Raw genomic sequence first — 25,106 nt, forward strand, 5'->3', positions numbered from 1 at the left:
TTCCAAGCTGATCTCATCCTTTTGCGGCTTCCGCCAAGATTTTACCCGCCTCCACCTTCAAGAGCGTTTCCACATGATAGTCCTTTCCGGTTTCCTGCTCAAGCTTGCGCAGAGCTTCGCGCTGAGTGTTGGTTGCGGGTTGATGCTCTATGAGCGCGGCCAGATTGTCATGAGCGATTTTCCGCGCAAGGACAGGATCCTCCATCAGCTCAAGCATTTGGTACATCGCGGCTATCGCCTGTTCTTCACCCGCTATTCCATACCCGGAGTCTGTGCTCAGCATAAAGCGGTCGGGGAACTTTTTCATGACAGGAATGAATTGTTCCGGCGCACCTCCCCCAGCTGGATTATAAACAGAGAACCCGGCAAAAAAGTCAGCATATAAATTGGGGTGCGCGGAAAGCAGCCGCTCAATCTCTTCCGGTGTATTGTAGGCATTTATATGCGCAAAAATCATCATCGTGTCCGGATGCTCTTCCAGTGCCTGCTCCAGCTTCTCAACCGGCATACCGCTAGGCGGATCAATGTGCAGCAGCACCGGCACCTTGTATTCTGCGGCCAAATCATAGATTTGCGGAAGATAGCCATCGAGAGGATGATTGGCCTTCCAGGCCACCCGGGATACAACCGGTGACATCGTGGAGGCAGCAACGATTTCGCCAATGCCCATATATCCCTGCTCCAGATTATTTCTCACTACCGTCAGGCTCTCTACGCGATGCAGGTCAAATCCGCAGAAATACGGAATAATAGTCTCCGGGTGCTCCTGATAAGCCTTCCATGCAAACTTATCGGAAATAACGGCACTCGGCTCAGACACATCACCAAACAGGACTACTTGCTGCACTCCATGATCTTTCCAAGTCTTTAGCATAATCATATACTTCATTAGACTGGCATCATGATTATGGGCGTCGATAAGCCCCAGGTCCTTATACTTGGCAACTAAATCTGTCAGCGGATTGTCTGCCTGATCGGGAGCAATGCTGGCTTCTGCAGCGGCAGGCTCCGCTGTATTGGGCATAGAGGACTGTATTGTCTGTTCCAACACAGGGTCTGCTATATCTTTGGCTTGCTCATTCCGCAGATACAAACCAGCCAGTGCTCCGAGTACAATAATAGTGCCGAGCAGCCACACCACATTTCTGCGCATCATGATCTGATACCTCCATATTTTCGGAAACGTTCCCGATATTTACGATAATTATAATTCTATATCTATAATATGTAAATGTCGTTTTCGGGAACGTTTCCGACATAGCTGTCAAACCAGCCGTAGGCGGTTCTTTTGTAAACCACCGTGGCCGTCTGTATCCTACACTTGTTTTCCGTAGGCCTTGCCTTCTTTTATCTTCTGTACTTCATACATATTTACCGTTGTGCTGATGATAAAAGCCGGTTTCTCTTGGCCCCTGCTGTTGCGGTGGCCCTGGATATGCGCATCACTTTTCTCCCAATTCTTCCATGCTTCCTCTGATTCCCAGCGGATCAGGAGCAAGACTTCCTCGTTATCCTTGCTCTTCTTGTTCAGCGTAACGCTGATATCAATGAGCCCTTCCATTTCCTCCAGCGCCCCCGGTGCACTGAACTTTTCAATCACTTTATCGCTGTTCCCCTTCTCAATGACGATGGATCTGGTCTGGATAAACATCAATTATTCCTCCTATGATGCCATAAGCGCCTCTAGCTCTGCTGCTTTTGCTTGGCATATTCTCTTGTTTCAACTCTCTGTTTTATTCTAATTGATAATCGTTATCATTTCCAGTCGGATAGAAAAACAGTCTTTCATATTGAATAGGTGCATACTTCTTTTTTAACTGAACTCTCTCTTGTACGGGGTTTCAGGCAAATATATACTCGATATAAATTACACCCATCCTTTACTGGAGAAAGTTGGCCTGTTATGAATGTTCAGATCAAACTTGCGGATACAAACGAAGCTTATATAATCAAAATCTCTATCCTTTATACTTGCATGATTTATCCGGTCACTATGGACTAACGGGCGGCCCCATCCTTAACAGGCATGGCATCTTCGAAGACAGACAGGAAATCAGAACTTTGACCGATCAATACGAGGTGCAGAATGTTTGGTGGGAGAAACCGGGATGCCTGTATCCTTTTTTATTCAAACTGGGTGCTGTGCCTGCCGGCTTTGCATTCATCGCTACCCCTCCTTATTGCGCCAAAGCTGTAAACTACTTCGTAAACCGGAAAAGAACATCACCGGACAGAAGTTCTGGAGAAAGACCGTATCGGGCTATGGAAAAGGCAAGTATGAAGAGAAGCTTGAAACGACCGTAGACGGCCCTAAGATGGTATTTAGATTTAATAATGGAGACAGACAGGAGCTATAGAGAATGGAAATTATAGGCGAGCGAATACAGCTAAGGGATTTTACCGGCAGCGACCGGACTTTTTTCGGGGAATTGGAGGGCCATGAGCTGACCACCCGTTTCGAGAACCACAAACCGGATGCCGCACAAATTCAAAAGGATTTTGAAGCAGCTTTATCACATGCACAGTGCAAACCCCGTGAGCATTTCAATTTGATCATTTGCAGAACTGCAGATAACATACCCTTAGGTGGCGTCAGCCTTAAGCTGAACTGGTCAGAAATCAGGGAATGGGAAATCGGCTGGGCGCTGCATCCGGATTTTTGGCGGCAGGGTTATGCTGCGGAAGCGGTTAGGCTGATGACCGGCTATGCCTTTGAATCTCTTCAGGCCCATCGAATCGTAGCGTATGCCAACGCCGATAACATCCGCTCTGAGAACCTGATGATCCGTGTGGGCATGATCAAAGATGGCGTACTCCGGGAGACAAGATATTGCAATCAAACCTGGTGTGATGAGCTGATCTATTCGATGCTTGAAAAAGACTGGGTCCAGCTTAATCTATAGGGCAGCAGCACTCCCTCAAGTATTCAATGATACCTCTCATTTACAGGGATAAAAGGAACAGGGTCAGCACGACTATGCTGACCCTGTTTATTACTATATAGATTGAACTTAAAAACTTGAGAAAAGGGAAAGGAGCAACGGAGGGGAATTTGGGAACTGGAGGAACGGTAGTGTCCGCCTGAAAGCTTTCCGAAGGAAAGCTAGCATCGAAAGCATAAGCAGTCTTCGGATTTCTACCGCTATAGCGGTTAAAATCAAGAAATTTGAAGACAACAGCGGCCGGAAGTCCAAATATTCACTGTAGTTGCGACTGGTCCTGAAATCTAAAACCACAAGTTCAATCTATATAGTTTCAGTGTGTACAAGGCAAAGGTTATTGATTAACTACAGGAATCTTAAGCTTGATCTCCGATAGGCCCTCTTCCTCTGATCCAGTCTTAATTAACAGCTCCATAGACCTTGGGTTATCCAAAAGATTGCTGCTGAGCAGATAACTAAAACCCTCATCCGTCCCACCCCCGGAGTAAGAGAGAAGCTGATCTACACCCTTTTTCGTTTCAGAGGCAATTTCTGTTCCCTTGATCGCCACAAACAATTTGTCTCTAATTTGCCATTGATCACGCTCGTTCTCCCGCAACGCCAAATTCACCCGGGTCATTAAGGGGGAGAATTCAACCTGGGTCAGCGTTATCTCATGCCCTTCCAGTGTAAAAGTCTTGTCCGGATATACGGTTTGGGTTGGGTGCTCCTTAAACTTGGAAGCTAAAGTAAAACTGATTTTAAGACTGGGAGAATATTGAACATCTTCATAAGCAATTTCCGAATTGGGGTCCTCCATCATGCCAGGGTCTACCAAAGCAATTTTAAAATCCGCTTCCAGCTGTTCAGGGAATGGCTTGTTCCGGTCGAGGTCGAACGTGCTCCGCCCGATGAATTTACTGTAACTCTTCACACCCGGTCCCCTAAAATGGCTGGCCACCCGCATCGTATCTTTCAAATAACTGTTCGTTGCCTTGTCTTCAAGCTTTGCACTATTAATACTGTGAATCTCCTGAGCGTTATCTGTGGTAGCCGTATATAGAATAATAAGCTTATTCTCGTCCGCAGTAACGGCGTTCAAGGTCACCGTAAAGCCTTCGCTGCTCACCGATTTGTTGATCTTTTGAATATATCCGTTTCTAAGTGCGGAATAAACGGTTTCGTCGTCGACATCAAATGAAGAAAGATCTTTGAAATCCTCCAGCCCTGTCCAGTCGATTCTTTGCAACGGCCGGGCCGTTTGCGGCTCTGACTGGATATAGGGAAGAACAAACAGCAGAATGGCGACCGCAGCAGCTGCGGCAAATCCCATGAATGTGCTTCTGGAGAATAAAGCCATCTTGCTTTTTCGCTTCCCCCTCTCAAGCCCCTGTTGAACCGCAAATCTTATCGCGCTGCTCTGCTGCTCCAATTCCACTTCTACCTGCTGGTGCATCTGAACCGCGTTTGATAGCAATTCCTCTTCTTCCTTGTTACTGATCATTCCAGTCACCCCGATTCCTGATAATCGTCCTAAGCTGCTTAAGCCCTTTATGCTGCCAGGTTTTGATTGTCCCTTCCGGCTTGTTCAACAATTCCGCAATCTCTGTCAACGTCATGTCATTATAGTATTTAAGCAGCAGCACATGACGGTACTTGGGTTTCACCTGTTCAAGCGCCCAGAGCATTTCCATCCTGCTGGTATTATGCATTGTAACGGGCTCCTGCATCTGTTCGTCCGCTGTCAGAACACTTCGCTTGCGTCTTCTCTGCTCATCTATGCAGACATATATCAGAATCCGGATGATCCAAGATTTAAATGCCTTGGGATCTTTCAGCGTTTTCCGCTTGATCCACGCCCGGCAGGTCATTTCCTGTACCGCTTCCAGCGCATCGTTCCGGTTACCCAAATAACTGTAAGCTATACGATACAGCTGCTCGCTATGCTCTATCACAGTGTCATAGAACACAGATTCTTCCCGCGACACTGTACTGCTAACCCTCTTCATCTCTACCCCGGACATTGTCATCTTTCCTCCTACTCCCCCTTACCTTACATAGTTAAGACGGGGAGAACACACAAACAGTTTTCTTAAATTGTAATTTATCCTTTTCTTCACTCCGCAAAGTCAAAATAGACAAAAAAAAGCCGTAAACCCCGCCTTTCAGCGGGACTACGACTTTTCGATAAATGTATGTTACAGCACCCAGTTTCCTTTGCGGAATACGGGTTCAATGGTACCATCCGCCAGTTCGCCGTCGATATCAAGCTCAGCTGAGCCGACCATGAAATCAACATGCGTCAAACTTACATTGGCACCTTTCGCCAGCAGTTCTTCGCTGCTTAGTCCAACGCCGCCTTCAATATTGACAGGGTAAGCACTGCCCAGCGCAAAATGGCAAGACGCATTCTCATCGATGCCTGTATTATAGAATACCCGGCTCATACGGGAGATTGGCGAGTCGTGCTGCACCAGGGCCACTTCGCCCAGGTAGGAAGCACCTTCATCCGTTTCCAGAAGTGAAGTCAGATGCTCACGCCCGGACTCGGCATCGTATGCGGTAACCTTGCCGTTTGTAAAAGTAACGGTGATGCCATCCACTAGACGCCCGTTCAAATTCAGCGGAAGGGTACTGGCCACTGTGCCGTTGACGCCTGTGCGACGCGGCATCGTGTAGATTTCTTCAGTAGGCATATTCGCTACGAAGTATACGCCGCTGCCATTCTCGCCGCCGCCACCGCGCCACAAATGGCCTTCAGGCAGTTCCACATGCAGGTCCGTGCCGGGGGCGCGGTAATGCAGGCTTTTGTAGCGCTTCGCATTCATCCGGTCCTGGCTTTGCTTCAGCTGGGCAATATGCTCCCGCCAGGCTGCAACAGGGTCCTCACTGCCTACGCGGTTCATCTGGAATACCGCTTCCCACATCGCTTCCACTCGTTTTTCTGCTGGAAGATCGGCAAATACCTTATCCGCCCATGCACGCGTCGGCGCTTTGATGAGGGACCAGCTGATTTTATTGTTCCGGGTATAGTTCTGATATTTCTTCCGCGCCACTGCAGCAGCCTTGACGGCTGTTGACACCTTCGAGGAATCAATGCCGCGGAAAAGCTCCGGATCGGGTACTTTAATATGTAAGATAGCTCCACCCTCTTCGGCAAAACCCTCCAGCATATCCGCATGCCATTGCGGGTAATAACCAAAAGAGTCTTCGGGAGCCTTTTCGTAACGGATGCGCGTAACCGCCTCATCATCCCAGTCCACCATGACGTATTTAGCACCGGCTTCATAGGCTTTGCCTACGATCAGGCGCGTAAGCTCGGCTGTCTCCAGGGGAGAATGGATCATCAGCACTTGTCCAGGCTGTACATTTACTCCGACCTTCACAACGAGGTCCGCATATTTCTCCAGCATCACTTCAAAATCCTTCATGACTTCTTTTCCTCCATATCTAAGATTGCTGTAGTTCTACAAATCCAAACGAACTGCTCTTGTTATTTTAACGCAAAATGATCCTCGTTGCGATTCTTTATGATTTGACCTCTACTGTTGCCCATTCCCCACCAGTTTACCAGAGTAAGTACCGGATTCGTCAGACTGTATCCTAATAAGCGCCCTGCCAATTTCAGTATGACTGCTGTAGGCAGTAAGGGTCAGTTCACTTTCCCTATTCTTGCTGGGTAATGGCGACCAATAAATCGTATCTCCGGATGCAATGGCCGTCTCCGTTCCAAGCTCATGCACCACATAATCCGGCGGAGTCCAGCGAAGAAAACTGCCCTCTGTTGTCTGCAGCCTGATTTCATCCGCGCCGTCAGCCGTGATCTGTATCGGAAATCCCGGCGACCTGCTGTTGGTCACACGATAGTCCCCGATGGGGAACTTAATTTCCGGCTGTACCTGTTGCGGCTCACCGTTTGCCGCGTACACCGTTACCGCGAAGATGTCTGACAGGAAGGGGCGTTGACCCGGCTGGCGCTGGCCGTTACTCTGGATCAGAAACAAACTAAGCAGTGAAAGAAGAACCAGCGCTACGGCGATAATGGATATGGCAGGTTGTAGTCTATAACGGCAGGTTAGTGTAGGCTTACCTGTATCCGATTCAGCTTTTTCCTGAACGGCTTTCTTCACTATCCCTTCTGCAAGCTCTGTTGAAGCCGTAATTTTCCTCATCCCATTCACATATTTATTCATCCTCCATCCCTCCCATTACGGCTTTCAGCCGCTCTCTTGCACGCTTCAGCTGTGTGCGGACTGTACCTTCTTTATACTGCAGCATTGCGGCAATCTCTGCCGTGCCGTAATTTTCGAAATAATAGAGATGAATGACTATCCGGTATTTGACGGGAAGCTTCAGCACTGCTGATACCACTTCCCTATCCTCCTTTTCAGGTATGGGCAATTCCGGTCTTTCCAGAGCAGAGATGTACCTTTTCCATGGGCTTCGCAGCATGTCCTTACACCGGTTAATGGTGACTCTTATCATCCATGCGCGTTCATGATCCTGATCTGCAAACTCAGGATGATGCTGAAACAGTCTGATAAAGACATCCTGGCAAATATCCTGCGCGTCAGCCATATTCCTGACATAAGCTAAGGCCAGCCGCAGTACCATGTCCGAATGTTTCCGGACCATTTCATTTATGTATTTCTCAGTGCAGGGCAACTGTTTCTCCAATCCGTCTCCCCCCTTCACTGATAACACGCCGGAACCCGCGAATATGTTTCACTTCTTCACAAAAAAATACGGCCCCGTGCAGGAGCCGCTGTCTGCTTCTCATAGATAGGCCAAAGGGTTCTATTAACCTGTGGCAGCATCAGTGTCTATTGTTTATCCACCTGCAACAAGGTCACGGTCTTCACAGCGTAAGTATGCTGAATCTTTTCTTCTGCGATGATATTCAGTTTGGTCAGACTGGCCACCTTTGCCGGATCGGTCTTTGAGAGCAGACGCCAAACCTCCGGGTCGGACAACGTGTTGTACAGCTTTTCATCATCATATTCCTTGCGGTTCTGTGTGACAAGCTTAACCTTGTAGCTGCCAATCACTGCCTCCGTCTCCCCGAGTTCACTGCAGTAGGACAAAATGTCCTGCCGCAGCTCGGCCAATTCCTTCTCAAGCTCCTTTTGTTTTGTTTTGAGTTTATAATACTGCTGAACCTTCTTCTCCATCATTGCTCACGCTCCTCTCCAAACATATGTATGCCGGATGAGGCCAATAAATAAGTTGAGCCCTATTCCATAAACTTCTATAATAAAATAGATTCTGCTGCAGTGATTCCGCCAGTAAGCAACGTCTAACCGCAAGGGTATGTTCAAGTGCGGGTAAGCTCAATAAACTAACAAAATGGCAGGTGAACCATGTTTCAATCGTATCTATTTCCGATCTCTTACGCCTTTATGACCTTTCCTGTAGCGGCGCTGTTCTTCACGCTGCCTTTTCTCATTGTTCAATACCGGAAGCATGGATATATCAACAAGATCAGGGCAGTTGTTCTTTATTTGCTGCTGCTCTATCTGCTGAACGCCTTTTATCTCATCATGCTGCCGATGCCGGCGTCCCGGCACAACCTGCCCCCTTCGGGCAATACAATTCAGCATATCCCACTGCAATTTATTCAGGAGATTCTGAAAGAAGGCAATTTTTCCGCTCAGCAACCCTCAAGCTATCTGGCATTGCTGCGCGAGCCTGCATTTCTTCAGACCGTGTTCAATATCGTCTTGACGATTCCCTTCGGCTTGTTCCTGGGCTACTATTTCCGCACCCGGTGGGTGGTGTGCATTCTGCTGTCCTTCTCGCTCTCATTGCTGTTCGAGATCACCCAGATCACCGGCATCTACGGTATATTTGATTATCCTTACCGTATCTTTGATGTCGACGACCTGATCACCAATACGCTTGGCGGAATGATCGGATTCAGAATTGCCTTGTGGATTTCAGGATTGCTCCCAAAGATCGAACAGCTCGACAACCACGAGGATCTGGCGGCCAAAAGAGTCACCTTCACCCGCCGCAGCATCGCCTTTATGCTGGATGCCTTCGTATGGCTGACTGGGCTCACCCTGTTGAATGCCTTGTCTGTATCAGGAGCATTCTGGATATCAACCAGTGTCTTCTGTCTGCTCGTGCCCTGTCTGGCCGGAGGAAGAACACTTGGCAAATGGATCGTGCGCATCCGTATAAGCACTCAAAGGGAACGGCTCCGGCTGTGGATGCTGATCACCAGATACTTGCTGCTGTATGGGCTACTGATTGGAATGAACCGCCTAATTCTTGTTTCTTCTCAGCTCGACGGTCTGACCTCTGCCCTAGCAACAGTTATTCGTATTGCTGTATTACTGGGGGACATGGCATTTAGTATTCATCTATTTATTGGAATCTTTAAGAAAAAACGAGTGTTATTCTATGAGAACATAAGCCAGACCTGCAACGTAATTACATGGCCGGAGAAGAAGCAGGAATCCGCTAAGGATGTTACAAATTCAGTTGTCAATTAAGAGAGTTTTTTCATGGATAGCATAAGAGGCCATGTTCCCCACTTACCGGGGACGCATGGCCTCTTTGCATTTTGAAAGTAATTTAAAACTAGGAATCCAGTTCCTTAATCGTCAGCACCACCGGACAATGGTCGCTGCCGAGGACATTACACTCGATACCGGCCTCCACCAGCTGCGGAGCCATCCGTGATGAAGCCAGGAAATAATCAATCCGCCAGCCGACATTGCGCTCTCTGATCTTCGGCATATAGGACCACCAGCTATAGGCCCCTTCTGTGTCAGGGTAAAAATATCTAAAGGTATCCACAAAACCTGAGTCAAGCAATGTCGTCATTTTACCGCGCTCTTCATCGGTAAATCCTGAATTCCCCCGGTTGGATTTCGCATTTTTCAAATCAATATCCTGATGGGCGACGTTGAGGTCACCGCAGACTACAACCGGTTTATGCTGATCCAGCGCCAGCAGATAATTGCGGAACCGGTCCTCCCATTCCATTCTATATTCCAGACGGGTCAAATCCCGTTTGGCATTCGGAGTATATACATTTACGAGATAGAAACCGGCAAATTCCAAAGTAATAATCCGGCCTTCCGGCTCTGTATCCTCCTCTATTCCATATCGTACGGAGAGCGGTTTGATTCTGGTAAAGACCGCCGTTCCCGAATACCCCTTCTTAAGGGCATAATTCCAATATTGCATATATTCCTCACCCTGCTCCAGGACAATTTGCCCCTCCTGCAGCTTTGTTTCCTGCACACAGAAGATGTCTGCACCGCTTTCCTTAAAGAAATCGTTAAAGCCTTTGTTCACACAAGCTCTCAGACCGTTTACATTCCAGGACACCAGCTTTATCATGTTCATTCTCCTTACATTTCGCTAGAATTATCCCCAGTGTAACATATTATAAGCTGTTTAGAGTTGCTATGCGTGATACAATAACTGGGCTTGCTTCTTCCAATCTACTAAAATATGCGGGGGTTCCTAAGGCTATGAATATACCAAAACTGCTTCGCAGCTTTAACTTTTTATATTTTGCCCTGCTCGCCATGTTCATTCCCTTTCTTCCGGTCTACCTGGATAATCAGGGTCTGAGTCCGGCGCAAATCGGATTTGTTGTCGGCACCGGCGGTTTCATAACGATAGTCGCCCAGCCGCTATGGGGAATGATCAGCGACCGGACAAAAACCATCCGTAAAGTACTGCTGTTCCTGCTGCTGTGCTCAGCCATTGTCGGCTACCTGCTGTATGTCTCAAACAGTTACAGCCAGCTGATCCTGTTCGCTATGCTGCTCTACTTTTTCCTAATGCCGATTGATCCGTTGACAGAAAGCCTCAATTTCCGTATCGCCGAGTCTTCCGGGATCAGCTACGGCTCAATCCGCACCTATGGTGCGCTCGGTTATGGTATCATGGCGCTGCTGACCGGATATGTGATGTATTATTTTGGCGCACAAGGTCTAGGGCTGCTGTTTGCCGGCAGCAGTCTGCTAGGCTTCCTGGTCAGCTGGAACATGCCGGATGCCCCGGTTACCGGGAAACCGGTCACCCTGGACAGTCTCAAGCATTTCCTCTCCAATAAAGAAACGCTGTTATTTCTGCTGCTGGTCTTTGTCAGCTCTGTACCGGCAAGAATGAACGATACCTTTCTGGGGGTATATATTATTGATCTGGGCGGAGGATCAGCATTGGTGGGACAGTCATTTTTCCTTGCGGCAATAAGCGAAATCCTTGTGTTTGCCTTGAGCTTCTGGTGGCTGCGCAAAGGCAAGGAGCTGATTATCATCGCTTTCGCGGGAGCCTTCTATTTCCTTCGTTTCTTTATTTCTGCCTGGATTACCGATCCGCAGCTGCTCACTTACCTGCAGGTTCTGCAGTTGCTCACATTTCCCGTCTTCTACTCGGCGGCTATCCAGTACCTGTACAGCATTGTACCGGAGGAATGGCGGGCTACGGGCCAGACAGTGCTGGCGCTTCTGTTCTTTGGGGTGTCGGGCATCCTGGCCTCATATGCGGGAGGTGCCATTTATGACAGGTTCGGGGGCAAAACGTTCTTTTTATGCGTATCGGCATTGTCCTTTACCGGCATGATCTTTGGCCTCATTCTTTACCGGATTTATGGTAGACATAGCCGTAAAGGAGAACATGCAGCAACTCTATAAGACCGGAAGCCGTGTCAGCGTTAAGGAGAATCAATAAAATCTGGAGAGTACAGCGATTGGAATAACGGTCCGTTCGCGGAACGTTCTAAATTGTGCTAATCTCTTAAGTCATTCGCTGCTGCATTAATAGAAACGGAGAATATAATGTTCTATCATTGGAAAGCAGAGCTGCCTCTGATTTCTAATGTAATGCCAGAGTATCCCGCCCATACTCTCTCATTTCACTCCCCCTGCTAACATCCCTGGACGTTCAACGGCCAGGGATGTTTTGCGCGCTATAGGATAAACAGATTACATACAGCTTGTTCTTAGAACTCCCCTTCAGGCATAGGTCCCGTATATATGGATTGCGGTCGAAAAATACGGTTGTTGGCGGCTTGCTCCAGAATATGCGAGGTCCAACCCACAATTCTGCCGGACGTAAACGTAGGCGTGAAGATCTCCGGGTCCAGTTCCAGTGCCTGCAGGATCGCGGCGGCATAGAACTCAACGTTAGTGAACAACCGGCGTCCCGGTTTGTATTCCTCAAGCAGGCGGATCGCCGTATGCTCGACATGAATCGCCACATCGAAGGAAGGATCCTTGCCGATCATTTCTTCGGTAGCAATCTTGAGCGCTTCGGCGCGGGGATCTTTGGTCTTGTAAATGCGATGACCGAAGCCCATAATCTTGCCACCTTTATCCAGAACCTCACGGATCCATGGCTCAGCCCGCTCCTTCGTTCCAATATCCGCCAGCATTGAGATGACTTCGGAGGGTGCTCCGCCATGCAGCGGACCTTTCATCGCCCCAATGGCACCACATACGGCTGCGCACATATCAGATTCGGTGGAGAGAACCACCCGTCCGGCAAAAGTCGAGGCATTCATTCCATGCTCCATGCAAAGAATCAAATACGCACTAAGTGCCTGCACATGGGCTTCCTGCGGAATTTGTCCATTCAGCATATACAAATAATTAGCGGCATGCCCAAGCTCTGGAAGCGGGTTCACAATAGGCAGTCCTTTTAACCTGCGGTATCTGTAAGCAATAATCGTTGGCAATAACGCAGTCAACCGCACGGCTTGCCGGAGCGTCGGTGGCCATGTTGCATTCCCCTGCTCCCCTAACGCAGCTACTGAGCTTTGCAGAACCAGCATCATCGGAACCGAAGCCGGGAGCAGATCAACAATTCTGCACAGATACTCCGGCATCGCTCTGGCCGCTGCCATTTCCAGCTTCAACATCTCCAGTTCCTCCGAACTTGGCAGATGGCCATTCCACAGCAAATAAGCTACTTCTTCGTAACTTCGGCTTATTGCAAGTTCTTTCGCCCTATATCCGCGGTAAACCAGATAACCCTTTTCTCCGTCTACCAAACCAATTTCTGTTTCTCCAGCCACTACACCTTCCAACCCGCTTACTGTTGCCATTGCACTTAACCCCTTTTCCGATCCAATAGGAATTGAACACTATATTAGGAGTATATGCTGTAAATCCCATATTGCATATTTATAGTTTTTTATGAATACATAAAAATAATTTATCAGGTTAATGTATCGAGGGCTGCCCGATAAGCTGCTTTAGCTTGGCTTCTGTATTTGAAGCTCCTGCGGGGGTATAGATGCTGCAGCGCAGATCCGTGCTTCCGTGAACCTGAAGTGAGGTTAGATGAAACAGCATCTTACCGGCTTTGGCATGGCGGAATTCGAGCACCACATCGGGAGCCGAGCTAACCTGGCTCTCCTCCCAAAGTGCTTGAAAAGCAGGATGTTTGCCCTTCATCTCCGCAATGAAATCATCATACCAATGATCTTCAACATATTGCCCGTAGTACGCCCGGAAAATAGCCAGATAACCCCTGACGAATTGTTCCCAGTTCACAGCAAGCCGCTGAAATTCCTTGCGTTCGAACAAGAGGCGGATCATGTTCCGTTCTTCTTGCGGCAACGAGGCAAAATCCAGAAAAACATGTGCCGCCGCTTCATTCCAGCCGACGATGCCGCAGCGCCGGTCCGAAATAAGGGTCGGGCAGGTGGTAAGCTCCTGCAGAATTTTCTGCAGTGGCGGGCTAATGACGGAAACCTCCACCTGCTCAAATGGCATATTCCCGGGACCATTCTCAAGGGCCAAAGCGAATAAATAGCTACGCTCATCCTTGGTCAGCTGCAGTGCCGAGGCAATGCAATCCAGCACAGATGCCGATACTTTGATATCACGTCCCTGTTCCAGCCAGGTATACCATGTGCTGCTGACTCCGGCAAGCTGCGCTACCTCTTCTCTGCGGAGCCCGGGCGTTCGTCTGCGCGTTCCTTCCGGCAAACCTGCGTCAGCGGGAGAGATCGCCGCCCGGCGTGATTTTAAGAAATCCGATAATGCCTGAAGCCTCGTCTGATTGGACAATATCTGTTCCTGCCTTTCTGAAACCGTCCTATAAATAGTAGTAATTATACTAGTATAAACTACAACTTGTAATAGGATAAGCAAAGTGGAAAAATACATGTATAACCCCTATGTACAAGGATGGAGGAGGACGATTATGGAACGCGTAGTAATTACCGGGATGGGCTTGATCTCGCCCCTTGGCAACACTGTAGAGCAATTCTGGAGCCGCCTGACTGCAGGCGAATCGGGAATTTCCGAAATAACTTCATTTGATACCTCACATTTCAAATCCAAAATTGCCGCTGAAGTGCGGGACTTCGATCCTGAGGGCAGATTCGGCCGCAAGGAAGCCCGCCGGATGGACCGGTTCACCCAATTCGCACTGGCTGCCGCCGAAGATGCGTGGGAGCATTCCGGTCTTCAGCGTGATCAGATTGACAAAGAACGGCTTGCTGTATATGTAGGTTCCGGGGTAGGCGGTATTCATACCTTGATGGAGCAAGGGGATGTACTGCGGACACGGGGACCAGAACGAGTCAGTCCCACCTTGATACCCATGCTGATCTCTAACATGGCGGCTGCGACGATCAGCATTAAGCTGGGAGCGTTGGGTCCTACTCTCTCCCCGGTCACCGCCTGTTCAATCGGCAATACGGCGATCGGAGAAGCGTTCCGGTTAATCCGTTACGGCGGAGCTGATTGTGTAATTGCCGGAGGCTCCGAGGCGGCGGTCAGCGAGATTTCGTTGGCCAGCTTCGGAAACGCCACTTCCTTATCCACCTGCAACGATGAGCCCGAGAGAGCCAGCCGCCCGTTTGACGGCAAGCGTGACGGGTTCGTTATCGGCGAAGGCGGCGCGATTGTCATTCTGGAATCACTCTCCCACGCCTTGCGCAGAAATGCCGTGATTCATGGAGAAGTCATCGGTTATTGCGCCAGCTCTGATGCTTATCACATGGTAGCCACCCATCCGGAAGGCATCGGTGCTTATCAGGCGATGAAGCTTGCACTCCGCGAAGCGGGAATCAAGCCGGAGGAAGTGGATGTTATCAGCGCCCATGCAACCAGCACCATTATCGGGGACCGCTCGGAAACATTGGCGATAAAGAAGCTGTTCGGGGAAGCGGCTTACCGCATTCCGGTTACCGCCAACAAATCGATGACCGGCCACACGCTCGGAGCTGCCGGCGGGCTGGAAGCCATCGCTCTGATTCAAAGCCTGAGTAGCGGCATCATTCCGCCTACCATCAATCAGGAAACCCCTGATGAAGTATGCGACCTGGATTATGTGCCTAATATTGCCCGCAAAGGCGAGCTCAAGATTGGAATCTCCAATTCTTTTGGTTTTGGCGGCCATAATGCTGTTATCGCCCTAAGCAAGTACGAGAATAGATAACATAAGAATAATTTGTATCGTGAAGCATATAAATGCTTATATTTTGTAAAAAGCTCCAGCTCACCATTCTTCACAGTGGGCTGGAGCTTTTGGTCAAATATATAATAATAGATTTATTTGCTCTCTGCTGCTGACGAGACATGACTTCCCCAGATAGCAATCCCCTCGGCAGAAAGTGCACTGAACGTCATGACTTGGGCCTCAACGGCTTCATTCCATTCTTGCAGGAAGACACCACTGTACACGGTCCCATCTATTGTCAGCTCAGCGTTGTGTTCTCCGTTTATCGTCCATGTTCCCGTTACCGCTCCCGATATCTTACCGTCGCCGCCCAGCTGAATCAGTTCCGACTGCACTGTATTTGCAGTAATGTCTTTGCCATGATTCACATATTTGTAATCTCCGGCGACTTCCGCTGCAGTATAAGTCCCGATCTTCTCACCGCTGTAACGATGAGGAGCGACAACCGGCCAGCCGTCCTTGTTCATGAACATCTGATGTACTCGAACTTCGTGTTCTTCTCCCCGGTTAGGGAATCGCGTATGGAAGATCAGATAATATTCCTCTTTCTTCGCATCATAATAAGCCGAATTATGTCCCGGCGACAAGTAGCCAACCTCGCTTACAGCATTCTCAGTTGAACTATTGATGAACTTAAAGTTGCCCATCAGCTTCACCCCGTAAGGTGAATAAGCCGGATCATCGAACAGCTTGTCGGCCGTGCCCTTGGCGTCAATCATCGCTTTGCCTTCGGAGTCTTCAAAGGGACCATCAGGATTCTTGGAACGCGCTACGCGGATATTATAGCCGCCTTTGGTGTCCAGTCCCCCGTAGGAGAGAAACAGATAATAGTAATCGGTTTCCGGACTGTACAGCATATAAGGGCCTTCAATCCGGGCGTGATTTGCTCCCAGCAGCTTTTTGCCATAGCCTTGGTCCGGCAACGGGAAGCCGGTAGCGGCATCCAGCTCCATAATAAAGATCCCGCCGGAATAGGAACCATACACCATCCACAGCTTGCCGTCTTTATCAAAAAACACATCAGGGTCAACCACATTCGGTTTGACAGTAGCATCATAAATCTCACCGTCATTGCCTACACCAGCCATGCCGGATTTCAGGATAATCCCCTGATCCTTATACGGTCCTTCAATCTTGTCGGCTACGGCAATACCCATTGCAGACAACGGAGAATCCCCACGGCAGGCGTTATAGTACATATAGAACTTCCCGTCCGCCAGCTGAATCACATCCGGTGCCCACAGTGTGTCCGACTGGGCCCAACTCAGGGTCTGGCTCAATTCCTCGGTCACGTTGGGAATCAGCACGTTGCCGTCCGCTACGCCGGAGGAAATTTGTTTCCATGATAACAGGTCCTTGGATTTGGCTGAAGCCAAATGGGAACCGAATACATAATATGTATTGTTCACCTTGATAACAGAAGGATCATGTACTGAAACATTATCGAACTTCGGCGTACCGCCGTCACCGCTGCAGCCTGCCAATAATGTTAACGAAATCAATGTGGTCAATGTGTATTTTTTCATTATCTTACCTCCTATGTATACCCTTACATTTTGCTGCGAAAATAACATTTAGTCAATACTTTTATTTACACATATTAGTTTCGTTTTAAATATATATAAAATATAAAATTCTGCACCCACGCAAAAAAGCGCCAAGCCTTACGAAGGCCTGACGCTAATCTCAATAGTATGCCATTACTTGATCTAATTAATTCACGCTGAAGCTTTCCACCAGAACCGGCTCCGGATAAGCATTTTTCAGCACGCGTTGTCTCTTCTTCACAACTTCAGGCGGCTCTACAGCCGGAGCCATCGGATGCATCAGCCAGGATTTCACCAAATGGGAGTCCGAAACCTTATACATTGGCGGCTCTTTCTCCATATCGATTTGCATCGCATAGGTGCTGCGCAAGGCAAAGGCGTCGCCCTTAGGCGGTTTGATCAGATCGGGAGGGGTTCCTGGAATGGCTGTAAGCTTGGTGCCTTTGCTTTCCAGACTCGGCATGGAAGCGAGCAATCCCCAGGTATATGGATGTCTTGGGTCATAGAAAATTTCTTCCGCTGTGCCCATCTCGACAATTTGTCCGGCATACATAACGGCTACACGGTCGGCCATTCGGGCCACGACACCGAGATCATGGGTGATAAAGATGATTGCCGTATCAATTTTCTTCTGGATATCCTTCATCAGGTCAAGAATCTGCGCCTGAATGGTTACGTCGAGCGCTGTTGTCGGCTCATCGGCGATCAGCAGCTTAGGGTTGGCTGCAAGTGCCATGGCAATAACAACACGCTGGCGCATACCGCCGCTGAACTCATGCGGGTACTGCTGGAAACGACGCTCAGGTGAAGGAATTCCCACCAAATTGAGCAATTCGACACCCCGTTTGTATGCAGCGTCTTTGGACATTTTCTCATGTTTGAACAGAACCTCGGTAATTTGCTTACCGACCTTCATCATTGGATTCAGCGAGGTCATCGGATCTTGAAAGATCATACCGATTTCCTTACCGCGAATCTTCTGCATTTGCTTCTCACTCTTCTTAATCAGGTCTTGACCATCGAACAAAATCTGTCCACGTTTATAAATGCCCTGCGGCTCAGGAACAAGCTTCATGACCGCTTGGGAAGTTACGCTTTTACCGGAACCGGATTCGCCTACAATCGCCAGTGTTTCCCCTTTATTTACATGGAAGTTGACGCCACGGATTGCTTGCACTTCTCCGCCGCGTGTTTTGAAAGATATTGCTAGGTCCTTTACCTCTAAAAGGCGCTCCATCCTGTCACCCTCTCTGCTCTTTTCAAGATATGATAATGATTCTCAGTATATAGAAAGGCAATAAGTATTATTTTATCTATCTTTATAGTCTTACGTCAAGTGCTTTCTGAAAATGTGTCTTTATAGATTCAAGCGGTTTCACCCTTGATTACGGCGCATTCTGCTCTTCATCAGGCCCCAGACAGCCGGTGGAGCCAGGCACAGCAAGAGGAATAGCGACCAGCCTATATCCGCAAAGCTAACGGTCTCTGCCTCCAGCAGCCTGTAAAAGGCATACACTGAATAAGGCAATGCTACTAACACCGCGGTTACTACGCCGGGAGTATACAGTTTCAGATAGATACTTTGCCCCAGATGTGTAAAAACATGCAGCAGGAAAACGGCAAGAACCGCCAGATATAACCAGTAAAAAGAAAAGAATACTGCAAGTACGGTCACTGTTACTATCAGAATATACACGAACAGCACATCCATAGCAAAAGCCCGCGTCGTCATGTGCATGGTACTCCTATACATTGTGCTCATGTACTTAGGAAGAGCCGCTTCCACGCGGCTGCCGTATTTGCCTGCCCAAGACTCAACAGTAAGTATTTCTTCAAAATCATGAAACATGAAGCATACAGGCAGCAACCACAACAAGCTTATCGTATCGATATGAAGATTCAGCCAACTCAGCATTTGTAAACCAGCCTCCCACAAAAGAAGTTTTTTTCGGTTAATCAGAGCAGCAAGAAGACCGGTCTCCCTTCAGAGGACCGGCCTTCCGCGTTCTATTTTATGGCTTCACCGCTGCCTGTGAATGTTCTCCAGCTCTCCGTCAGGTTATCCAAGGTCCAGCTTACATGATTCTCATCCTTATACTGCCGTGAATAACACTCAATCACAAGGATGAGGTCGAGATACAGGTCATAGAGTTTCTTACGCCGCATCTCGTTCGGGCTGTCGAAGATGAGACCATAGCCTTTGTGGAAGGCTGCTGAGTCCTCGAAGTGGCGGAAATAATACTCCTGCAACACATCGCCCCACAGCGCTCTCTCCCAATCAATTATGGAGACAATAACTCCATCCTTCACAAACAGATTGCCATTCCACAAATCCCAATGCACAAGCCGGGGTTCGGTTACCTCATCAAGGGCGGGATAATATTGCTCCAGCACCCGTTTAATTTCATCGTGGGACGCCGGTAATTTGGCTTCCAGTCTGGCGGCATCAGCAAGCAGGTTATTCATCAGCGAGGTGAAGCTCTCCCGCCATGAGGCTACCGTTCCTTCCGGCATCTGCCCGAACAGGCCAAACTGCGGTCCCTTAATCTCGTTAATCAACCGCTGATACCGTCCCAGCTCCTGCTCGATGGAGGCTCTTTGTTCGATGGACAAAGTATCTTTCACTTCACTGTAGGGCTGCCCTTCAATCTTCTCCATGAAAAAATAGGGAGATGGAATTAGCTGCAGGCTTTCGTCATAACTGTATACGGCTGGCACAGGAATACCACCGGCTGTCTTGACCAGCTGCAGGGCTTCTACTTCTGCCCGCATAATATCCTTCTCATAGCTTAACGTTTCCGTCTCATCTGCAGGAGCGATCTTCAGAATCACAGTCTGGCCATCGCTTAATTCAAGATCATAAGCCGTATTAAAAAAACCCCCGGTCAGCTCCGAACAAGAGACAATCCCAGCATCTTTGCCGAAAGCCGTCTCTACCAGCAGTGCCAGCTGCCCGTCATCCAATTTGACTTTAGTGAAGCTATCCATAGTATTTACACCCACCACATATCAGCAAGCGGCTCTTCAATCAGCACTTGGCGAAGATTGTCTACCGCTTTGGAGAACCCTTCTTCGATGGACATCAGTCCATCTTCGTGTTCGATACTGACTACATAATCATAACCAACCAAGCGAAGGGCACTGATGATATCTGCCCAGACCTTCACGTCATGTCCATAACCGACTGAACGGAATTGCCAAGCACGGTCAAGCATATTGGTATACGACTGCATATCGGTCAATCCGTACATATTCACATTTACCGGATCAATCACGGTATCCTTGGCGTGGAAGTGATGAATCGCGCCCTGACGGCCGAGAATATGAATGGCCTGCACCGGATCAATGCCTTGCCACCACATATGGCTGGGATCAAGGTTGGCTCCGATAGCTTCACCTGCAGCTTCTCTCAGGCGCAGCAATGTCGCTGGCGTATGCACGGAAAACCCTCCGTGCAGCTCCAAGCCAATCTTGACGTCATGCTGTGTTGCGAACGCGCCCATTTCCTTCCAGTAAGGAATAACTTTATTCTCCCACTGCCAAGCCAGAATTTCCTGATAATCGTTCGGCCATGGAGCAACCGGCCAGTTGGGGTATTTGGCATCCTCATGGTCGCCCGGGCAGCCCGAGAAGGTGTTTACCACCTGAACCCCGAGTTTTTGCGCCAGTTTAACAGAGTTCACGAAATCTTCGTGGTCCTTGCGTGCCAGCTCTTTCTGCGGATGCAGCGGATTGCCGTGGCAGCTTAACGCACTGATCATCAGGCCGCGAGACTGCACCGCATGCTTAAATTCCTTCAGCGCCGTTTCATTCTCAAGCAGCAGCTTCGGATCACAATGGCTGTTGCCCGGGTTGCCGCCGGTGCCGATCTCCACTGCCTTAAGTCCTTTGGAAACTACATAATCCAGCGCATCCTCAAGCTTGCGACCGCCGAAAAGCACCATAAATACACCAAGTTTCATTGCCCTGACGCCTCCCATAGATAATAAGTCATGTTCGTTATTTAAACCCCGTAGATATCAAAATCCTTAATAATTTCATTGCTCTCCGCAGCCTCGAAAATCGCTTCAATCAGATTCTGCACACGCAGCACTTCCGCATTCTTGACGATAGGCTCAGCCGTACCTTCAATTACAGCGACAAAATTGTTGTAGAAACCGTCCGCAAGCTCTGCTGCCGGCGGCAGCGCTTCGGTAATGGTCGAGCCTTCTGAAGGCGGTGCCATCGTCTTGGTCAAGCCGACACCGGCACGGATCGGCGTGGGCTCCCGGTGTTCACTTTCATTGTTGCGGGTAACAATTCTTCCGGTCAGCGACCAGTCTTCGATTACTGCTGAACCTTCAATCCCTTTCACATACCATCTTGGCAATGTGATGAAGTTGGTCGTGCCGACCTCAACGATCGCCTTGATGCCATTTGCGAATTGCAGCACCGCTTCAAATCCGTCATCGACATCATTGCCGAGAATATAGCTCAGCGTGCTGGTCACGCTGATCACTTTACTGTCGATCATAAACAGCAACTGGTCCAGCAGATGTACGCCCCAGTCGAGCAACATACCGCCACCCTGCTCCTTCACATGGCGCCAGTCGCCGGGAATGCCATTGGCTCCATGTACGCGGGACTCAATCTGGAACAGTGCTCCAATCGTTTCCGTCTCGTACATTTGCTTGATCACGCGAAAATCCTCATCCCAGCGTCTGTTCTGATGAACCATCAGCACGCGTCCGGCTCCATCGGCCGCCGCAGTCATCTCCTTAAACTCAGCAGAGGACATTGCTACCGGCTTCTCACAGACGACATGCTTGCCGGCTTGGAGCGCACGGATGGCTATTTCTTTATGGACATCGTTCGGGGTTGCAATCAGAACCACCTCGACAACCGGGTCAGCAAGCACTTCCTCATAGCTGGCATAAGCTTTGTAACCTGCTTCTACTGACGCTTCGCGCCGTACTTCCAGTAAGTCGAACGTACCTGCGACTTCCAGGCGCTCATTCTCACCGATCAATTGTGCATGATAACTTCCCATTCCACCATAGCCGACAATAACCACAGAATGTTTGTTTGAACTCATGGATTCCACTCCTGCTTTTCTTATTGTATCCGTGTTAAATTCTCTTAGTTGTCAGAACTTCCGTCAAAATAGACTGCACGGCCAGTGCGTGCGGATTCATAAACAGCTTCCAGAATCTGCGTCACGACAAACGCTTGTTCAGGCTTGACGACCGGGTCCTTGTCTTCAATAACCGCCTCAAGCCACAAGCGGGCTTCGCGGTCAGCCTCGGTCTCTGCAGACCCGCTGTAGAAAGCAACGCCGCCGGAAGACAGGTCCACCTTTGTTTCATACAGGCGTCCGGCGCGCTCTCCGTTAATGCGCAGGCCGTCTTTCATATCCGCACCGCCTTCGGTGCCTGCAAGCAGCGTCTTCGCTTCACCGAATTCAGCGACATTCAGTGCCCAGCTTGATTCCAGCACGATGGTTGCCCCGTTCTCCATTGTAATAAAGCCGAAGGCGGAGTCTTCAACCTTAAATTGTTCAGGATCCCATGGACCGAACGCATTTGCGGCATTTTTACGCTGACCCAGCTTGTGGAAGGTAGAACCGACCACTACACGAGGTTTATAATTGTCCATCAGCCAGAGTGTCAGATCCAGGGCATGCGTTCCGATATCTATCAGCGGGCCTCCGCCCTGCTTCTCTTCATCCAGAAATACCCCCCAGGTCGGAACGGCGCGGCGGCGCAGCGCAATGGCACGGCCATAATAAATATCGCCCAGCTCCCCGCTTACGCACATTCCCTTCAGGTATTCACTATCTGCACGGAAGCGGTTCTGATACGCGATTGACAGCTTCTTGCCGGTGCGGCGGGCAGCATCCAGCATGTCCTGCGCCTGCGCCGTTGTCTTGGCCATCGGCTTTTCGCACATGACATGGTTGCCGGCTTCAAGCGCCGCAACCGTAATTTCAGAGTGGCTGTCATTAGGTGTACATACATGCACGATATCAAATCCGCCCGCTGCAAGCAACTCACGGAAATCCGTATAGACAACTGCACCTTCGGCACCATAGATTTTGGCGGCCTCCTGAGCACGTTCTTCCACGATATCGCAGAATGCTACCATTTCAGCATTCTGTTGACGGGATAGGCTTGGCATATGTTTGCCGTTTGCGATACCACCGCAACCGATAATAGCAATTTTAAGTTTGTTAGACATGAACTTTTCCCCCTTGATTGGCATAGCCTCTAACCCATTTCATACTGTCCGCAACACTTTCCAGCGCCGGACGGCTGCAATAATCCTGTTCCACTACAGCCCATTCCACTCCAGCCGCATCAGCAGCCTCCAGAATCGCGGTAAGATTCACTTCACCTTCGCCCAATACAACAGTCTCTGCCGAGCCATCTTCGAGCTTCTTCATATCCTTTAAGTGGATAAGCGGCAAACGGCCGGCATATTTGTGAATATACTGAGCAGGGTCATAACCGCCGTAGTACACCCAGCAGGTGTCCATTTCCACCTGAAGCAGCTCAGCAGGAACCTCTTCGAAGATACCGTCAAATGCGGTGCGCTCTCCAAAATGCTCCGTGAATTCAAAATCATGATTATGATAAGCAAAAACCGCTCCTCTTGCTTTGCACTTCTCTCCGATTATGCGGAAATTAGCAACAACCTCTTCCCAGTTACGCTGTTCCTCAGTCAAGAAAGGCACAATCAGGTTCCGGTTGCCGATCTCAAGATTAAAGCTGATTTCCTGCTCCGTATCGTTCAGCATGGCATCATATGGACGATGTGCTCCGAGAGCAACCAATCCCGTTTCCTGAAGCAGTCCCTTTACTTCCTCTGCTGTCCGGCCGAAAAAGTCGTAAAATTCCACTCCCGCATATCCCAGCTCAGCCACCTTGCGCAGCGTTCCTTCGAAATCCTGCTCCAGCTCTGCTCTCAGTGTATACAACTGTAATCCAATCTTCAGCATTCTTTCCTCACTCCTAGTCGATGTAGAGTTAACTTGCGTTATTCAAAACGGCGTACCCGCTTCGGCCACACTATGGAAATCACCTGAACAAAAGGGCTGTTATACAAAAATGTCCTTTATATCTATTTCCTGCGCCTTCTGAACCCCACGCCTGCTTATGTAGCTTCCAGAGCCGCCATACAGCCTCCTTCGCATCATTTATATGTTTTTGCTTAGCTACATGGTAATATGAAAGCGTATATAATAAAATGAATAATATGATTAAAACATGAACAATCTGCTTATCATTTCAACAACCCAGGAGGACTCATGACATCTGCTGCTGCCTGCCACGTATTTTCCGCGGGATTCTCTTTTCACCGCAAGCCTTTCCATTCGTCACTCAATGAAGGCCTCCAGAATTATCTCCTGCGATTGCAGACGGAGGGGCGCAGCCGGACGCGGATTGACGGTGTCATCTCCACAGTGGAGACCGGAGACCTCATGCTCTTCGCCCCGGATGATCCTTACTATTTAAGCATCGACAAAGAGAACTACCCTGTTGGCAAACCGCGGATTGAAAGCGGGGATTACCATATTTTTTGCGGCGGCCCCTGGATCGAGGAATGGTGGACACGCACACAGCGTCCTGCCCTTCTCCGCTTGCCGCGCAGCGATTATTTTCTCGGCTTATTCCGCCAGCTTGTGCTGGAGCAGCGCAGGCTCTCCGACTCCTCACCAGAGATTTCAGCGTGTTATCTGCAGATTTTATGTATGGAGATTGATAGACTGATGACCGAACAGCCGGTGATCTCGCCTAAAGGTTATCTTGCCTACCGGATGAAGCAATATGTGGAGGAACATGCCGCTATTTCTTTTCGGCTCGAGGATGTGGCCAGCCACGTCGACATTTCTGTCTCCCGCGCGGTGCATCTCTTTAAAGAAGCTTTTGGCACCAGCATAGTGAAATATGTAAATGACGTCCGGCTGGAAATGGCGCGGGAACGGATCACCTTCAGTCCGATGCCGCTGGAGCATGTCTCCGAAACCTGCGGTTTTGCCAACTATACTTACTTTCACCGCGTGTTCCGCAGCCGGTTTGGCATGTCGCCAAAACAATACCGGATACACAGCAGGGCACAGACTTAAATGATGAGGCCCCGTATAAATGCAAAGGAGCACCATCCCGAAAGATCTGCTCCTTGTGTTTGATCTTATTCAATTGCTGTTGTTTGCTGGGTGTAA

General features: G+C 49.2%; 25 protein-coding genes. 6 read left to right on the top strand and 19 right to left on the bottom strand.

Annotated features, from left to right (window positions below; genetic code table 11):
* Positions 1-13: 13 nt before the first annotated feature.
* Positions 14-1,156, bottom strand: a complete 1,143-nt coding sequence (locus tag NYE29_RS29675; RefSeq protein ID WP_340898688.1) for an amidohydrolase family protein — start codon at positions 1,154-1,156, stop codon at positions 14-16.
* Between the two features lie 159 nt (positions 1,157-1,315).
* On the bottom strand, positions 1,316-1,651 hold the full coding sequence (locus tag NYE29_RS29680) for an antibiotic biosynthesis monooxygenase (protein WP_038590947.1): 336 nt from the start codon (positions 1,649-1,651) through the stop codon (positions 1,316-1,318).
* Between the two features lie 320 nt (positions 1,652-1,971).
* Here NYE29_RS29680 and NYE29_RS29685 point away from each other — a divergent pair, with 320 nt between their 5' ends.
* Positions 1,972-2,304, top strand: a complete 333-nt coding sequence (locus NYE29_RS29685) for a hypothetical protein (protein ID WP_340898689.1) — start codon at positions 1,972-1,974, stop codon at positions 2,302-2,304.
* 56 nt (positions 2,305-2,360) lie between these two features.
* Positions 2,361-2,903, top strand: coding sequence for a GNAT family N-acetyltransferase (locus NYE29_RS29690; RefSeq protein WP_340898690.1), 543 nt, complete (start codon positions 2,361-2,363; stop codon positions 2,901-2,903).
* Positions 2,904-3,276: 373 nt separating this feature from the next.
* On the opposite strand, the gene NYE29_RS29695 is transcribed toward NYE29_RS29690, so the two are convergent.
* The 6 genes from NYE29_RS29695 to NYE29_RS29720 all read right to left on the bottom strand — a co-directional run bounded on the left by NYE29_RS29695 (position 3,277) and on the right by NYE29_RS29720 (position 8,095).
* A complete protein-coding gene (locus NYE29_RS29695) occupies positions 3,277-4,425 on the bottom strand; it encodes a DUF4179 domain-containing protein (RefSeq protein WP_340898691.1) in 1,149 nt (382 codons plus the stop codon).
* Positions 4,415-4,945, bottom strand: coding sequence for a sigma-70 family RNA polymerase sigma factor (locus NYE29_RS29700; protein ID WP_340898692.1), 531 nt, complete (start codon positions 4,943-4,945; stop codon positions 4,415-4,417). The genes NYE29_RS29695 and NYE29_RS29700 overlap by 11 nt, the downstream gene beginning before the upstream one ends.
* Before the next feature lie 174 nt (positions 4,946-5,119).
* Positions 5,120-6,352, bottom strand: a complete 1,233-nt coding sequence (locus tag NYE29_RS29705) for an aminopeptidase (protein WP_340898693.1) — start codon at positions 6,350-6,352, stop codon at positions 5,120-5,122.
* Positions 6,353-6,463: 111 nt separating this feature from the next.
* Positions 6,464-7,114 (bottom strand): hypothetical protein, encoded by a 651-nt coding sequence (locus NYE29_RS29710; RefSeq protein ID WP_340898694.1) that lies wholly within the window; start codon positions 7,112-7,114, stop codon positions 6,464-6,466.
* On the bottom strand, positions 7,107-7,598 hold the full coding sequence (locus NYE29_RS29715) for a sigma-70 family RNA polymerase sigma factor (protein WP_340898695.1): 492 nt from the start codon (positions 7,596-7,598) through the stop codon (positions 7,107-7,109). Before NYE29_RS29715 ends, NYE29_RS29710 begins: the two co-directional genes overlap by 8 nt.
* A 146-nt stretch (positions 7,599-7,744) precedes the next feature.
* Entirely contained in the window at positions 7,745-8,095 is a 351-nt protein-coding gene (locus NYE29_RS29720) for a hypothetical protein (protein ID WP_340898696.1), read from the bottom strand.
* Between the two features lie 186 nt (positions 8,096-8,281).
* Between NYE29_RS29720 and NYE29_RS29725 the strand changes: the two genes are divergently transcribed.
* Positions 8,282-9,418 carry a VanZ family protein gene (locus NYE29_RS29725; RefSeq protein WP_340898697.1) on the top strand — a complete coding sequence of 379 codons (1,137 nt, stop codon included), beginning with the start codon at positions 8,282-8,284 and terminating at the stop codon, positions 9,416-9,418.
* Positions 9,419-9,506: 88 nt separating this feature from the next.
* Here the strand turns inward: NYE29_RS29725 and NYE29_RS29730 are convergent, their stop codons facing one another.
* Positions 9,507-10,271 carry an exodeoxyribonuclease III gene (locus tag NYE29_RS29730; RefSeq protein WP_340899846.1) on the bottom strand — a complete coding sequence of 255 codons (765 nt, stop codon included), beginning with the start codon at positions 10,269-10,271 and terminating at the stop codon, positions 9,507-9,509.
* 137 nt (positions 10,272-10,408) lie between these two features.
* On the opposite strand from NYE29_RS29730, the gene NYE29_RS29735 reads away from it, so the two are divergent.
* Positions 10,409-11,578, top strand: coding sequence for an MFS transporter (locus NYE29_RS29735; protein ID WP_076112710.1), 1,170 nt, complete (start codon positions 10,409-10,411; stop codon positions 11,576-11,578).
* A 308-nt stretch (positions 11,579-11,886) separates the two neighbouring features.
* On the opposite strand, the gene NYE29_RS29740 is transcribed toward NYE29_RS29735, so the two are convergent.
* Positions 11,887-12,990, bottom strand: coding sequence for a citrate synthase/methylcitrate synthase (locus NYE29_RS29740; RefSeq protein ID WP_340898698.1), 1,104 nt, complete (start codon positions 12,988-12,990; stop codon positions 11,887-11,889).
* Positions 12,991-13,108: 118 nt separating this feature from the next.
* Positions 13,109-13,960, bottom strand: coding sequence for a helix-turn-helix transcriptional regulator (locus NYE29_RS29745; RefSeq protein WP_340898699.1), 852 nt, complete (start codon positions 13,958-13,960; stop codon positions 13,109-13,111).
* 136 nt (positions 13,961-14,096) lie between these two features.
* Here NYE29_RS29745 and fabF point away from each other — a divergent pair, with 136 nt between their 5' ends.
* Positions 14,097-15,338, top strand: a complete 1,242-nt coding sequence (fabF, locus tag NYE29_RS29750) for a beta-ketoacyl-ACP synthase II (RefSeq protein ID WP_340898700.1) — start codon at positions 14,097-14,099, stop codon at positions 15,336-15,338.
* Positions 15,339-15,451: 113 nt separating this feature from the next.
* Here fabF and NYE29_RS29755 read toward each other — a convergent pair whose 3' ends face one another.
* The 8 genes from NYE29_RS29755 to NYE29_RS29790 all read right to left on the bottom strand — a co-directional run bounded on the left by NYE29_RS29755 (position 15,452) and on the right by NYE29_RS29790 (position 23,882).
* Positions 15,452-16,885, bottom strand: coding sequence for a glycoside hydrolase family 43 protein (locus NYE29_RS29755; RefSeq protein WP_340898701.1), 1,434 nt, complete (start codon positions 16,883-16,885; stop codon positions 15,452-15,454).
* 187 nt (positions 16,886-17,072) lie between these two features.
* On the bottom strand, positions 17,073-18,143 hold the full coding sequence (locus NYE29_RS29760) for an ABC transporter ATP-binding protein (protein ID WP_038590915.1): 1,071 nt from the start codon (positions 18,141-18,143) through the stop codon (positions 17,073-17,075).
* Between the two features lie 138 nt (positions 18,144-18,281).
* Positions 18,282-18,821, bottom strand: coding sequence for an HXXEE domain-containing protein (locus tag NYE29_RS29765; RefSeq protein ID WP_340898702.1), 540 nt, complete (start codon positions 18,819-18,821; stop codon positions 18,282-18,284).
* Between the two features lie 92 nt (positions 18,822-18,913).
* Positions 18,914-19,894: a phosphotransferase family protein gene (locus NYE29_RS29770; protein WP_340898703.1), complete on the bottom strand. Its 981-nt coding sequence runs from the start codon at positions 19,892-19,894 to the stop codon at positions 18,914-18,916.
* Positions 19,895-19,899: 5 nt separating this feature from the next.
* A complete protein-coding gene (locus NYE29_RS29775; protein WP_340898704.1) occupies positions 19,900-20,868 on the bottom strand; it encodes a sugar phosphate isomerase/epimerase family protein in 969 nt (322 codons plus the stop codon).
* A gap of 41 nt (positions 20,869-20,909) precedes the next feature.
* Positions 20,910-21,980, bottom strand: a complete 1,071-nt coding sequence (locus NYE29_RS29780) for a Gfo/Idh/MocA family protein (RefSeq protein ID WP_340898705.1) — start codon at positions 21,978-21,980, stop codon at positions 20,910-20,912.
* A gap of 44 nt (positions 21,981-22,024) precedes the next feature.
* A complete protein-coding gene (locus NYE29_RS29785; protein ID WP_340898706.1) occupies positions 22,025-23,122 on the bottom strand; it encodes a Gfo/Idh/MocA family protein in 1,098 nt (365 codons plus the stop codon).
* Positions 23,115-23,882, bottom strand: a complete 768-nt coding sequence (locus NYE29_RS29790) for a sugar phosphate isomerase/epimerase family protein (RefSeq protein ID WP_076112700.1) — start codon at positions 23,880-23,882, stop codon at positions 23,115-23,117. The genes NYE29_RS29785 and NYE29_RS29790 overlap by 8 nt, the downstream gene beginning before the upstream one ends.
* A 309-nt stretch (positions 23,883-24,191) precedes the next feature.
* Between NYE29_RS29790 and NYE29_RS29795 the strand changes: the two genes are divergently transcribed.
* On the top strand, positions 24,192-25,010 hold the full coding sequence (locus NYE29_RS29795) for an AraC family transcriptional regulator (RefSeq protein ID WP_076112699.1): 819 nt from the start codon (positions 24,192-24,194) through the stop codon (positions 25,008-25,010).
* Positions 25,011-25,106 lie beyond the last annotated feature (96 nt).

This window comes from Paenibacillus sp. FSL M7-1046 (genome assembly GCF_038007405.1).
Taxonomy (GTDB): Bacteria; Bacillota; Bacilli; order Paenibacillales; family Paenibacillaceae; genus Paenibacillus_AQ.

Coding starts and splice junctions, on each gene's coding strand:
- NYE29_RS29785 (WP_340898706.1), bottom strand. CDS start 23,122: ATGTCTAACAAACTTAAAATTGCTATTATCGGTTGCGGTGGTATCGCA.
- NYE29_RS29690 (WP_340898690.1), top strand. CDS start 2,361: ATGGAAATTATAGGCGAGCGAATACAGCTAAGGGATTTTACCGGCAGC.
- NYE29_RS29695 (WP_340898691.1), bottom strand. CDS start 4,425: ATGATCAGTAACAAGGAAGAAGAGGAATTGCTATCAAACGCGGTTCAG.
- NYE29_RS29700 (WP_340898692.1), bottom strand. CDS start 4,945: ATGTCCGGGGTAGAGATGAAGAGGGTTAGCAGTACAGTGTCGCGGGAA.
- NYE29_RS29780 (WP_340898705.1), bottom strand. CDS start 21,980: ATGAGTTCAAACAAACATTCTGTGGTTATTGTCGGCTATGGTGGAATG.
- NYE29_RS29760 (WP_038590915.1), bottom strand. CDS start 18,143: ATGGAGCGCCTTTTAGAGGTAAAGGACCTAGCAATATCTTTCAAAACA.
- fabF (WP_340898700.1), top strand. CDS start 14,097: ATGGAACGCGTAGTAATTACCGGGATGGGCTTGATCTCGCCCCTTGGC.
- NYE29_RS29705 (WP_340898693.1), bottom strand. CDS start 6,352: ATGAAGGATTTTGAAGTGATGCTGGAGAAATATGCGGACCTCGTTGTG.
- NYE29_RS29740 (WP_340898698.1), bottom strand. CDS start 12,990: ATGGCAACAGTAAGCGGGTTGGAAGGTGTAGTGGCTGGAGAAACAGAA.
- NYE29_RS29720 (WP_340898696.1), bottom strand. CDS start 8,095: ATGATGGAGAAGAAGGTTCAGCAGTATTATAAACTCAAAACAAAACAA.
- NYE29_RS29725 (WP_340898697.1), top strand. CDS start 8,282: ATGTTTCAATCGTATCTATTTCCGATCTCTTACGCCTTTATGACCTTT.
- NYE29_RS29680 (WP_038590947.1), bottom strand. CDS start 1,651: ATGTTTATCCAGACCAGATCCATCGTCATTGAGAAGGGGAACAGCGAT.
- NYE29_RS29775 (WP_340898704.1), bottom strand. CDS start 20,868: ATGAAACTTGGTGTATTTATGGTGCTTTTCGGCGGTCGCAAGCTTGAG.
- NYE29_RS29710 (WP_340898694.1), bottom strand. CDS start 7,114: ATGAATAAATATGTGAATGGGATGAGGAAAATTACGGCTTCAACAGAG.
- NYE29_RS29790 (WP_076112700.1), bottom strand. CDS start 23,882: ATGCTGAAGATTGGATTACAGTTGTATACACTGAGAGCAGAGCTGGAG.
- NYE29_RS29755 (WP_340898701.1), bottom strand. CDS start 16,885: ATGAAAAAATACACATTGACCACATTGATTTCGTTAACATTATTGGCA.
- NYE29_RS29675 (WP_340898688.1), bottom strand. CDS start 1,156: ATGATGCGCAGAAATGTGGTGTGGCTGCTCGGCACTATTATTGTACTC.
- NYE29_RS29795 (WP_076112699.1), top strand. CDS start 24,192: ATGACATCTGCTGCTGCCTGCCACGTATTTTCCGCGGGATTCTCTTTT.
- NYE29_RS29735 (WP_076112710.1), top strand. CDS start 10,409: ATGAATATACCAAAACTGCTTCGCAGCTTTAACTTTTTATATTTTGCC.
- NYE29_RS29765 (WP_340898702.1), bottom strand. CDS start 18,821: ATGCTGAGTTGGCTGAATCTTCATATCGATACGATAAGCTTGTTGTGG.
- NYE29_RS29770 (WP_340898703.1), bottom strand. CDS start 19,894: ATGGATAGCTTCACTAAAGTCAAATTGGATGACGGGCAGCTGGCACTG.